Source organism: Candidatus Frackibacter sp. WG13 (genome assembly GCF_900114655.1).
Classification (GTDB): domain Bacteria; phylum Bacillota; class Halanaerobiia; order Halobacteroidales; family Acetohalobiaceae; genus Frackibacter.
Genome location: NZ_FOTT01000002.1, coordinates 157,844 through 170,408 on the forward strand (window position 1 = coordinate 157,844; position 12,565 = coordinate 170,408).

Annotated in this window: 9 protein-coding genes and 1 pseudogene; all 10 read left to right on the top strand. The window is 32.5% G+C overall.

Annotation, left to right across the window (positions count from 1 at the left end; genetic code table 11):
* Window positions 1-12: 12 nt before the first annotated feature.
* Window positions 13-1,323 (top strand): 3-deoxy-D-manno-octulosonic acid transferase, encoded by a 1,311-nt coding sequence (locus tag BM077_RS02315; RefSeq protein ID WP_089747740.1) that lies wholly within the window; start codon window positions 13-15, stop codon window positions 1,321-1,323.
* 51 nt (window positions 1,324-1,374) lie between these two features.
* On the top strand, window positions 1,375-2,322 hold the full coding sequence (locus BM077_RS02320; RefSeq protein ID WP_089747735.1) for a glycosyltransferase family 9 protein: 948 nt from the start codon (window positions 1,375-1,377) through the stop codon (window positions 2,320-2,322).
* A 26-nt stretch (window positions 2,323-2,348) separates the two neighbouring features.
* Complete coding sequence (locus BM077_RS02325) at window positions 2,349-3,578, top strand: capsular polysaccharide export protein, LipB/KpsS family (RefSeq protein WP_089747732.1); 1,230 nt, start codon at window positions 2,349-2,351, stop codon at window positions 3,576-3,578.
* On the top strand, window positions 3,565-4,608 hold the full coding sequence (gene waaF, locus BM077_RS02330) for a lipopolysaccharide heptosyltransferase II (protein ID WP_176941592.1): 1,044 nt from the start codon (window positions 3,565-3,567) through the stop codon (window positions 4,606-4,608). The genes BM077_RS02325 and waaF overlap by 14 nt, the downstream gene beginning before the upstream one ends.
* A 109-nt stretch (window positions 4,609-4,717) precedes the next feature.
* Window positions 4,718-5,648, top strand: a pseudogene (locus BM077_RS13950) (glycosyltransferase family 9 protein).
* Window positions 5,649-5,664: 16 nt separating this feature from the next.
* Window positions 5,665-6,777, top strand: coding sequence for a glycosyltransferase family 4 protein (locus tag BM077_RS02345; RefSeq protein ID WP_089747724.1), 1,113 nt, complete (start codon window positions 5,665-5,667; stop codon window positions 6,775-6,777).
* Window positions 6,778-6,796: 19 nt separating this feature from the next.
* Window positions 6,797-7,963 (top strand): O-antigen ligase family protein, encoded by a 1,167-nt coding sequence (locus tag BM077_RS02350; RefSeq protein ID WP_176941590.1) that lies wholly within the window; start codon window positions 6,797-6,799, stop codon window positions 7,961-7,963.
* Between the two features lie 412 nt (window positions 7,964-8,375).
* Entirely contained in the window at window positions 8,376-9,434 is a 1,059-nt protein-coding gene (locus BM077_RS02355) for a porin (protein ID WP_089747721.1), read from the top strand.
* A 463-nt stretch (window positions 9,435-9,897) separates the two neighbouring features.
* Window positions 9,898-10,962: a porin gene (locus BM077_RS02360; RefSeq protein WP_089747719.1), complete on the top strand. Its 1,065-nt coding sequence runs from the start codon at window positions 9,898-9,900 to the stop codon at window positions 10,960-10,962.
* Between the two features lie 566 nt (window positions 10,963-11,528).
* Complete coding sequence (locus BM077_RS02365; RefSeq protein WP_089747717.1) at window positions 11,529-12,539, top strand: hypothetical protein; 1,011 nt, start codon at window positions 11,529-11,531, stop codon at window positions 12,537-12,539.
* Window positions 12,540-12,565: the final 26 nt, after the last annotated feature.

The window sequence follows — 12,565 nt, forward strand, 5'->3', positions numbered from 1 at the left end:
GGGTGAAGGTTATTGGTCTATTTCCTTTATAATTTAGTGACTCACATTTTTACTTTAGTTCTTTTACCTATATATTTGTTGAAAGCTATCTTTAGAAAGAAGTATAGAAGAGCAATTAGAGATAGGTTAGGATTTTTGTCTGCTGAATTTTATGAGGCAGTAGTAGGTAAAAAGGTAGTTTGGATTCATGCTGCTTCGATTGGGGAAGTGAATATAGCAAAGAGATTAATTAACGAGTTAAGAGAAGAAAATTTAGATTTGAAGTTTGTTCTTTCAACTAGCACACATTCTGGTCGACAGATGGCCAAGAATAAGTTAGATGAAGAAGTTGAAGTTATTCTATTACCGATGGATCTCTTTTGGATTATTGGGCCGGTCTTAGCTAAAGTAAAACCGGAATTGAGTATAATAGTTGAACCGGATTTATGGCCTAACTTCGTTTATTTTGCTAAAAAATATGGAGAAAAAGTAATGATGGTTAATACTTGGATTGGTAAGAAGAGTATTGGCCAGTATTTATGGCTGCCTGGTTTATTGCCGGCTATGTTGAAGAGATTAGATAAATGTACTGTCCAAACGGAAACAGACTTAGAGAAGATAGAGAAATACTGTAGTAATGAATTTGACGAGGATAAATATAAAATAACAGGAAATATTAAGTTCGATCAGTTAGAGATAGATTTACAAGAATCAGATTACGATCAATTGTTAGAGAAATATCATCTTAAATCAGAGACACCTCTCTTTATAGCAGGGAGCACTCATCCAGGCGAGGAAGAGATAATATTAAAAAGTTATCAAGAATTAAAGGAAGAATTTGATGACTTAATCTTGTTAATAGCACCAAGGCATATTGAACGAGCCGCTGACATTGTTAATCTCTGTCAGGATTATGGGTTTGTGACCGTTAAAAAGACTGAATTAGTTAATAAGAGTAGTCGTGAAGCAGAGGTCATAATTTTAGATACGATTGGTGAATTAACTAAAGTATATGTCTTAGGAAGTATCGTCTTTATTGGTGGAACTTTGATTGATCAGGGAGGACATAATCTTTTAGAACCAGCTGCTCAGGGTAATCCAGTTCTATTTGGACCACATAATTATAATTGTCAAGAGAGTGCGGAATTACTAGAGCAAGAAGGGGTTGGTTTTAAGGTGAAGTCACAAACTGAATTAGTTGCGAAGGCTAAATCTTTGCTAGCTGATAAGGACCATTTAACAAGGGTAGGAGAGAATGCTAAAAGATTAATTATAGCTAATCAAGGAGCAATAAAGGAGAATATTAATTTGATTTCTGAGTTTTTAATTAAAGGTGGAGAGTGATTTAGGTTGAAAATCTTGATAGTGAGATTAAGTTCAATAGGGGATGTCTTAATGACTACTCCTGTAATAAGAATATTGAGAGAGAGATATCCTAATTCTTATTTAGCTTATTTAGTAGAGGCTAAGTCAAAAGATATGGTAACAGGAAATCCAGATTTAAATGAAGTTATCTTATTTAATAAGGATAAGTTTAAGAATCTACGCAGAGAGGAAGGAATAGTCTCTGCTCTTAAGTCTTTATCTCCTCTTATTAGTAAGCTAAAGGGAAAAGAGTTTGATTTAGTTATAGACCTACATGGTGTCTTTCGAAGTGGAATATTATCGTATTTGACCAGGGCTAGGAAGAGAATTGGGATTGATAAGCAGTTGGTCTCTTTATTATATACAGATAAGATAAAGGAAAATTTAGAGTTACATGCTGTAGATGAATACTTGAGCTTATTAGAACTGATAGAAGTAGACCCTGCTGAATACGAAAAGGAATTCATGATAGCTAGTTCTAAGAAAGATGAAGATTATATTAAACGCTTAGTAGAAAAATATAAGATTCAGAATGATGAATTATTAATAGCATTTAATCCGGCGACAAGTAGAGAGGATAAGGAGTGGTCGGAAGATAAGTTTGCTCAGGTTGGAGATTGGATTAATGATAATCTGCAAGCAAGGGTTTTGGTCTTAGGTGCCCCAGTAGATAAGGATAAAGTCAAAAGAATTATTAATAAAATGGAGACGAAAGCAATTAATCTAGCCGGGAAGACTACTTTAAAAGAGTTAAGTTGTTTATTAAAGAGAATAGATTTATTAGTAACTGGAGATACCGGACCTATGCATATGGGAGTGGCTGTAGGGACTCCTTTGATTGCTTTATTTGGACCGACCAGACCTGCTCGCTATGGTCCATATCAAGGGCAGAACTTAGTGATTAAGAGTCCAAGTGATGATATTGACCAGATTAAAGTAGAAACTGTGATTGAATATATTAATAAGCTGATAAGTTAGGCTAGGAAACCACAGGAGGACTGAAGATGTCGGACAATATTTTATTCTTTGTGTACAATAGCCACCAAGAAGAGTATTTTAATTTTTTAGCACAGAATTTAGGTGAGAAGTATAATACATATTTATTGAAAGAAGCAGATCTTTTGCGACGAGGAGTTACGAAGTTTGGTGGAACTGATTATTTAAGTAAAGATAAAATTGAAGATTTGATGAATTTTACCTATTTGCGATTTAAGGCTAAATTTAAAGGGAAGAATCTATTGCATAAGGTTTATAAGAAGTTTTTACATGTCAAAGCTAAGTTATGGGAAAGGTTTTTAACAGATTTTTATAATGAGCATGATATTGATTTAGTAATAGTTTGGAATGGTACTAATTTGGCGCCAGCTTTAGTTACTAGATTGGCTAAAGAATTTAGTATAAAGGCTCTCTATTTTGAAAGTGGTCAATTTCCTAATACATTAGAGATTGATTCACAAGGAGTTAATGCGGTTAGTTCTTTATCTAATAAAGAGAAAGAATTCTTTATGAAAGAAGAGCCTTCTCAAGAAGCTATAGCTCAAATACATGGTATAGAGATTGAAACTCGTGACCTAAGAATGGACCGTTTAACAAATGTAGTAAAGAAGAGGCAGGTTCAGAAACAAGCAGAGATTGATTTGCCAAACGACTTTCTCTTTTTACCTTTTCAAGTTTATACCGATACACAGGTTTTAATTAATTCACCTAATATAGATAATATGTATGAATTAGTTGATATCTGCTATGGGGCATTAGAAAAATTCAACCAGCGTAATAATAAAGATTATTGGTTGGTAGTCAAAGAACATCCTTCAGATTTTGGACGGATTGATTATTCTGATTTAAAGAAGAAATATGAAGATAAGAATATTATCTTTGTTACAGATTATGATGTGGCTGATCTTATAGAAGCTAGTCAATTGGTGATTACTATAAATTCTAGTGTAGGCATTGAAGCTTTATTAAAGTATAAACCAGTAATTACTTTAGGAAAGGCTAATTATAATGTAGAAGGTGTGGTCAATCATGTTTCTAAATTAAATCAATTGCCACAACAAATTGCTGAATCAATCTTTGATGAAGTTGATTATGAGATGATCGATAAATTTTTATACTATTTTAGATATAAGTACTTAGTTAATGGGAATAAAGAAGAGCCTAACCAAGAGAATAATCATGCTGTATTAGAGCGAATAAAAAAGGAATTAGATGGTGAGTACTATGAAGCAAAGTAGAATAGAAAAAATCTTAATCCTTGATTTTTTGGCTATTGGAGACTTAGTATTTATTACCCCTTTACTTAAGACTTTAAGTAAGAACTATCCGGATGCAGAAATAGAGATTAGTATTCAGAAGCAGTTAGTCGATATTTTAAGGTATAATCCTCATATAGACCGAATCATTCCTTTTGATAAGAAAGGGGATCATAGTTCATTATCGGGTTATTTAAGCTATATTAAGGAGTTACGGGCTGTAAATGCTGACCTAACTATTACCCTGCAAGATAATCCTAGATTAGCCTTATTAGCGAAGTTAAGTGGAGCGCCGCGGCGGATTGGTTTTGCTCGTCATTGGAGTAGAAAGTTTTTTTATACTGACCCTGTTTATCCAAATGACAAACAACATCGGGTAAATTATTATTTAGATATTGCTCGGGCTTTACCCGAAGTGAAAGATATATATGATGAAGGATTAGAGATGTATGTAAATGAACGAGAGAAAGAGGAAATAAAAGATTTTTTAGCTAAGTTAGGTGTTGAGTCTAACGATAGAGTGATAGGGTTAAATATTGGTGGTAATTGGCCGACAAAACGTTGGCCACGAGAAAAGTTTGCTCAGTTGGGAGACGCGTTGGTACAACAAGGATACAAGGTTATAATTTTAGGAGGTCCTGGAGATGTAGAAGACGCAGAATTAATTAGGCAGAAGATGAAAGAAGAAGTACTAATTGCGGCAGGTAAGACTACTTTATTACAATTAGCTGCTTTAGAGGCTGAACTGGATGTAGTAATCAGTGGTGATACAGGACCGATGCATATGGCAGTAGCTATGGGGGCTAAGGTAGTAGCTCTATTTGGTCCTACAGAAACGTGGCGTTATCGTCCGTATGGTGATGAACATCAAGTAATCACTCTGGATTTGGACTGTCAACCTTGTCATGAGAAAGAGTGTAGTGAGCGCGAATGGGAATGTATGAAAGAACTGGATGTGGGTGAAGTTTTAGAAAATGTTGAAGAGATGGTGGAGGAAATAAATGATGAATAACATATATGATAAAATATTAATTATGAATTATTTAGCGATAGGTGACCTAGTTTTTTCAACTCCATTAATAAGAGTTTTAAAAGAAAGTTATCCACAGGCAGAAATTCATATGAGTATTTGGGACAAGACTGCAAATATAATTAAAAGTTCTCCTTATATTGATAAGTTTATTTACTTTAGTAAAGAGGGACCGCCTAGAAGTTTAGATAGATATAAAGGGTATTTTAAATATATTAAAAAAATTAGAAAAGAGAAATATGACTTAGTAATTGGATTACAAGATAATAAAAATATTGCTTTATTTAGTTGGTTAAGTGGTGCTAAGAAAAGGATAGGGTTTGCTAGAAAAAAGAGAGGAAAATTTTATACAGATTATTTTTCGCCTAAAAGACAGATGCACAATGTAGATTATTATTTACAAGTAGCAAAAATTTTAAATTTAAATACTAATCTACATAAAGGGTTAGAAGTTTGTATAAATGAAACTCAAAAAAGGTTTGCGAATCAATTTTTATTGAAGCATAAGGTTGGTCATGGAGATAATAAGTTGATAGGATTGAATGTTGGAGCTAGATTTGAAGTTAAGTGTTGGCCGATTCAAAAGTTCGTTGAATTAGGAAATAAATTAGTAGATGAATTAGGAGTTAATATTATTTTTTTGGGGGGACCTAAAGAGGAAGATAGAAGCTATAAATAAATATATAAAGAATGATAAAAAGATGATAAACGCAGTAGGTAAGACTTCAATTTTAGAATTAGCTGCTTTATTGGAACGATGTGACCTGTTAATTACTAATGATACTGGACCTATGCATATTAGTGTTGGGATAGGGACTTCGGTTGTTGCTTTATTTGGACCGTCTGACCATGAAGTTTTTGGTCCTTATGGCAAAGAACATAAAGTAATTCAAAAGCAAGAATTAGATTGTGTTCCTTGTGGAAATCACACTGCTAGAAATCATGAATGTGATAGGAATCATGAGTGTATGAAAGAGATTACAGTTAAGGAAGTATTAAGAGCAATAGAAGAAAGGTTATAACTTAGGAGTTGATTTAGTGAAGAACAAAAGTTTAAATATACTCCAAATTAGTGCGGCGAAATTTTATGGAGGCGGAGAAGTACATCTTTATCATTTGACAGAGAGGTTAATAGAACGTGGACATAACTTAACAGTGGTAGTTAAGGATAGGATAGTTAAGAACTTTAAAAATTTAGATACTGACTTAAGAAGTTTACCATTAAAGAATGTGTTAGACTTATTCTCTTTATATAACTTAGTGAAAATTATTAAAGAAAAGGAAATAGATATTATACACTGCCATACTGGTATTGATTATTGGTTAGGTGCTATGGCTAAAGGGATAGCTAAAAGAGGAAAAGTAATAGCTACTAGGCATAGTCTATCTTCTTTAGGAGATACTTTTGCACACAAAAGATTATATATGAATATTGATAAGTTTATTGCAGTTTCTAATAGGGTTAAAGAAAAGATTATTGATCCGGATGTCATTCTTGAGTCAAAAGTAGAAGTGGTATATAATGGTGTTGATATTAATAGGTTTAATCCGGAATTAATTGATAGTAAAAGTGTAAAAGAAGAGTTTGAGATAAAAGATGATGAATTAATTGTTGGAACAGTAGGCCGTTTAGGGGGGAATAAGAATCAAGAGTTATTGATTAAAGCAGCAGCTGAAGTTGATAATAAAAAATTAAAGGTTAAATATTTAATTGTAGGTGATGATGTAACGAATGACAAGCACTATGAGCGTAAACTTAAAGAGTTGATTACAAATTTAGATTTAAAAGATAGAGTGGTTTTAACAGGTTTTAGAAGTGATATACCCCAATTGATGAAGGCGTTTGATGTTATGGTTTTTCCAACTAAAAAAGAAGCATTTGGAATAGTTGCTATTGAAGCGATGGCAATGAGCAAACCAGTAATTGCTAGTGCAGTTGGTGGGTTAAAAGAGATTGTTACTGATGAAACTACTGGATTATTATTCTCTGTAGATGATAAAGAAGAATTAGTTAAAGCTATGGTGACTTTGCTTAGCAAGCCTGAATTAAGGGAAAGAATAGGATATAAAGGGTGCCAGCGAGTTATGAATAATTTTACATTAAGTAATATGGTTGGGGAAATAGAAAATATATATTTAAAATTGATATAGAAAGATGGTGGTGTTATTATTGTTTGAGAATAAATTAATCTGTTTTGGGTTGATTTTATATGCTTTAATGATAGCAATATCTACTGCTGGTTCAAATATTGGATTGGGATTAGTTTTTATTGGTTTAGTAATTAAATTAATTAAGGAAAGAGAAGGATTAAAATATTTAAAAACAGGCATGGAATTATCTATATTATTATATTTATTGGCAAATTTAATCTCTATTCTTTTTTCTCACAATATGAATATAAGTTGGCAGGCATTTGGGGAAGTAATAATTCCTGTTTTAATTTATTATATGATATTTAATAGTGTTACAAGATTGGAATTAGTCAAAAAGATATTTATCTTTTTTATACTATCAATTAGTATTGCCTCCATTTATAGTATTTATCAACATTATTTTTTGGAAATTGAAAGGGCAAGTGGATTTTTCTTAACATTAACCTATGGGAGTATAATGGTTCTAATCTTACCTTTATTAATAACTTTTAATTTTAATGATTTATCTATGAAGAATAGATTATTATCGTTAATTACTTTAGGTATAACTAGTTTGAGTCTAATCTTTACCAATACACGCGGGACTTGGTTAGCTATATTAGGAGGAGTTGCTTTTTTAAGTATATTTAAGAATAAGAAGTTAATTATCTGGTTTATGGTACTAGTTATTTTGGCATTAGCTTTAATCCCTTCTTTTTATCAACGAGCTTCTACTATTATTGATTTAGATAATAGTTCTAATAAAGAAAGGTTACTAATGTGGAAGAGTGCTTTTAATATGTTTCGTGATTATCCTTTAACTGGGGTAGGTTTAGGGATGTTTTCAGAATTGTATCCTAAGAAATATATGCTGCCAGAAGCTAGAGTGAAAAAACGGCATTATGCACATAATATTGTAATGAATATTTTAGCTGAGACAGGAATAATAGGTTTAGGTGCATTTACATTCTTAGTTTCTTATATATTCAAAGTTGGTTTTGAATTGTTGAGAAATTTAGAAGATAAATATTGGATTAATGCTATTTTAGGTCTGTTAGCCGGGATATTAGCTTTCTTAATTCACGGTCTAACCTTTTATAATTTAGGTGATTCGGAGACTGCAAAATTATTTTGGGTCATAATCGCCTTATTAATGGTCATTTATAGAGAAAAACAAAATAAGCAATCAAAGGTCGTAGCCTAGTGATAGGTTACGACTTTTTTCTTTTATAAAAAGAGACTTTAGATTAATATTTATGACTATCTTAGAATATATTAGAACATGATAGTCAAATTTTTGAAGTTGATTTAAACGAAGAATAATTCATTGCATTAATTTGGAAGGAATTTACATCAAAGACAGTGAATATATATATTGAATGTATGTAATATTATGGAATTTAATACGTGGTTTTAATATTGATTATCCGTCTTAATTAAGTGATTGAAAGGAGGTGAAATTCGAAGATTGGTCGCGAATATTAAGAGGATAATTTTAATAAACATAACTAGGTCTATTATTCAGAATGTAGTTAAGTGAGGAAACAAGGAAACTCACTTATCTGGATAATAGTTCAACTAAAAATTAAGATAAAGACAATCAAGGGGGAAATAGAATGAAGAAGTTTTCGCTTATACTAACGATTGCTTTAGTCGTAGCATTAGCTCTGCCAGCTATGGCTGCAACTAAAGTAACTTTTAACGGTAATTTAGAGATGGAGAATCAATATGTTGACCCGAATACCGATCCTAACGTAGGGACTGTAGGTAAGTCATTAAGTAGCACATATGGAGATTTAGATCTGTACTTAAATGCTAAGATTAACGATAAAGTAAGTGCCTTTACTGAATTAGACTATAGTCTGCAGTTTGACGATTCTTCTGATGCTGCTGGTCTTGAAGGTAGAGTTGATCAGATGTGGATTAACGTAGAGGATGCTTTTGGTCCTTTAGCTTTAAGAGTTGGTCGTATGAATGAAGCAGCTGCTAATAATTTGCTCTATGATATTGAAGAGGGTGCTAATGAATTTGTTAGATTGGCTTATACAGCAGATAACATTTCGGCTAAATCTGGATATAGCGGTGAAGGTAAGGATGTATTCTTTGCAGAAGGTACAGTAACAAATTTAGGCTTGATTGATGGCGTAACATTGAACTATATCGATTACAATGCTGGTTATCAAGGTTACACAGTAAAATTAGATAAAAAGCATAGCTTTGGAGAGGCATCAGTCTTATTTGGAAATGTAGATGCGAAAATAAATGATAGTGCTAATGTATTAGATGTTAATTTTGTAACTGATCAGTTATTCCCAGGTATCACTACTTCCTTAGAATATGCAACTGCTGAAAAAGGATTTGTTGCAGACCAGGCTGTACTTGACCAAGATGACTCTGTATTTGTTGATACTGCAGCTGCGCTCTATAGAAACGATAAGGTAGAGGTAATTAAGCCAGGTATCAATTTTGACTTAACAGATAAGTTAAATATTGATTTTGCTTATGCTATGTATGATGCTGACAAATCAACTGATGAAGATGAATATTTGGATTTAGTTGCTAGCTATGACCTAGCTGAGAATACTTATATAGATGTTGAGTATGAAAACCATAATTACGACGGTTGGCAAGAGGATGAAGAGAAAATTACTACTACTTTAGGCGTCGATTTTTAACTAAATTGAATTAGAAGCCCCCTCTGAATATTCAGAGGGGGTTATTTATATTTAATGCATTCAATATTTTTATTTTTCAAAATAATTTTAGTAATTAAGCAGGAATTTATAAAGGAATCTCTAATTATATGTTTAGTAGAGGATAATTAATGCATTGAATGATAAATAATGCATCAAAGGATAATGAATAAAATAATATTTGATATATAAGATAATTGATGTATATGTGTGTTTTGTAATATTAGCTATTGATTATCTATCTTAATCAACGCGGTTGAAAGGAGGTGAAACCCAACAGGTTGGCCGTAAGATTAAGAGGATAGTTTCAATAAACCTAAATTGATCTATTATCTAAAGACGTAATTGAGTAAGGAAACAAGGAAACTTACTCTTGACTGTTTAGTTTAGATAATAGATAAACAAAAACAAAACTAATACTAAAAACAATCAAGGGGGAAATAAAATGAAGAAGTTTTCAATTGTATTGACTTTGGCTTTAGTTGTAGCTTTAGCTGTTCCAGCTATGGCAGCACCTAAGCTAGCTATTAATGGTAACTTAGAAATGGAGAATTCAACTGTAGACAAGGGTGGTCCGACTTTAAGTAGCACATATGGAGACTTAGACCTATATTTAAATGCAAAGATTAACGATAAGGTAAGTGCTTTTACTGAGTTAGACTATGATACGTTCTTTGTAGATAATGTAAACGATACAGGCGAACATCAAGGTAGAGTTGACCAGATGTGGATTAATGTAGAAGATGCTTTCGGTCCATTAGCTTTAAGAGTAGGTAGAATGGACGAGGCTGCTGCTAGTAACTTATTATATGACATTGAAGACAAGGCTAATGAATTTGTTAGATTTGCTTACAATGAAAATAATGTTTCTGGTAAAGTAGCATATAACTTAGATAACAACGATTCTAAAAAAGTATTACTTGCTGAGGGTAAAGTTACAGACTTAGGTTTAGTTGACGGAGTAACAGTAAACTATTTCGATGCTAATACTTTAGACTATGAAGGTTATACTTTAAAGGCTACTAAGCAGCACAGCTTTGGTACAGGCTCTATTGTATTTGGTGAAGCTGACAATGGTCCTATTAGTGGTGCTCAAGTACTTGACGTTGACTTTACAACTAAGACGTTATTCCCAGGCGTAACTGCTGGTTTAGAATATGGAACTGTTGATAAAGGATTCGTTCTTAATAATGATACAGCTATTCAAGATGACTCTGTATTTAATGATGTTAATGCTGACTATGAACCTATCTATTCTGCAGATGATGTACAAGTTATTAAGCCAAGCGTAAGCTTTGACTTAACTGATAAGTTAGGTGTATACTTCGGTTATGCTATGTATGAAGGCGACAAAAGTAATGCTAAGCAAGATTATTTAGACCTTGTTGCTAGCTATGACTTAGCTCCAGATACTTACTTAGATGTTGAGTATGAGAACTTCAGTAATGATTGGACTGGAGCACCTGACGATGAGTCAGCTTTAACTACTACTTTAGGTGTTAACTTTTAATTAAAGTTAGATTAATTAAAGTTAAATAACGCTATAAAACTCCTTCGGGAATTATCCCGGAGGAGTTTTTTTATGTAAAAATAATATTTTTTGCAGGAATAGCAACTAAAGTTGTAGAATAATGATTTTGTCGAAAAAAGTAGTTTTATAAAAAACAAATGATTTAATGCAAAAATTCAAATCTTGGTTTGCACGATGTAAATTACCTATTTAATCCATTTATTGAATTATCTTTTTATTTAATCAAGCAGGGATTCGCAAAAAAATGTCTAAATATGTAGTATAGAATAAAAATTATCTGACGATTGTAACATATTTTTTATTGAGTGATTGATTCTTTTTTACTAGCTATTGATTATCTATCTTAATTAAAGCGGTTGAAAGGAGGTGAAACCCACAGGTTGGCCGTAAGATTAAGAGGATAGTTTCAATAAACCTAAATTGAATCTATTATCTAAAAATTTAATTGAGTAAGGAAACAAGGAAACTTACTCTTGACTGTTTGGCTTAGATAATAGATAAACCAAAACAAAACTAATACTAAAAACAATCAAGGGGGAAGTACAGTGAAAAAACTTTCTATCGTAATAATGATCGCTTTAGTTGTAGCACTAGCTGTTCCAGCTATGGCAGCAACAACGAATAATTTAAAGGCTAATGGACATTTTGAGATTGAAAATGACAAGGTAAAAGATGGTAATAGTGCAACTACAGGTGAATTCGATTTATTCTTAAATGCGAAGCCTGCTGACAATGTGAATTTCTATTCTGAGCTTGATTACACTTACGACTTTGCTAATGGTGCAGGAGCAGGTAACCCTGAAAATCTTGACGTTTATGAGATGTGGGTTAACATAGATAACGCATTCGGACCAGTTAGTTTAAAAGCAGGTAGAATGTACGAAACTGCTCCAGATGGTATATTATATGAATTTGACTCTGATGATTTCGCTAGATTAGCTTATGCAAATGGTGGTGTTTCAGCTAAGTTTGGACATAACTTAGATACTGATAACCAAGGCAAAGTAGTATTTGCTCAAGGTAGCGTTAAAGACTTAGGTTTAGCTGATGAAGTAACAGTAAACTATGTTGATGATAATGATGCTAACTATGATGGTTATACTGTAAAAGCTACTAAGCATCATAACTTCGGAACTGGAACTATTCTTTTCGGAGATGCTAATGATGCACAATTAATCGACTTAGGCTTCTCAACTAAACAATTACTTCCAGGCGCTACTGCTTCTTTAGAGTATGCAAATGTTGAAGAAGGATTTGCTCGTGCAACAGCTCAAGACTCTGTATTAACTGATACTGCTCTTACAACAACAGCTGGTGCTGGTGATGTAACTATGATCAAGCCAGGCGTTAACTTCAACATTACTAATAAGTTAAACGCTTATGCTTCTTATGCTATGTATAGCTCTGACAATGCTGGTGACCATGACTATTTAGATACTGGTGTTGTTTATAGCATGGCTAATAACACTAGCTTAGAAGTAGAACTTGAAGACAACAGCTATGATAATGCTGCTGATAGCACAACTATCACTACTACTTTAGGCGTTGACTTTTAATTAAATAAAGACTAATGAACTGCACC

What these genes read in the sequence shown, in the direction of transcription:
- BM077_RS02320 (WP_089747735.1), top strand. Translation starts at nt 1,375, where the DNA reads ATGACTACTCCTGTAATAAGAATATTGAGAGAGAGATATCCTAATTCT.
- BM077_RS02325 (WP_089747732.1), top strand. Translation starts at nt 2,349, where the DNA reads ATGTCGGACAATATTTTATTCTTTGTGTACAATAGCCACCAAGAAGAG.
- waaF (WP_176941592.1), top strand. Translation starts at nt 3,565, where the DNA reads ATGAAGCAAAGTAGAATAGAAAAAATCTTAATCCTTGATTTTTTGGCT.
- BM077_RS02355 (WP_089747721.1), top strand. Translation starts at nt 8,376, where the DNA reads ATGAAGAAGTTTTCGCTTATACTAACGATTGCTTTAGTCGTAGCATTA.
- BM077_RS02360 (WP_089747719.1), top strand. Translation starts at nt 9,898, where the DNA reads ATGAAGAAGTTTTCAATTGTATTGACTTTGGCTTTAGTTGTAGCTTTA.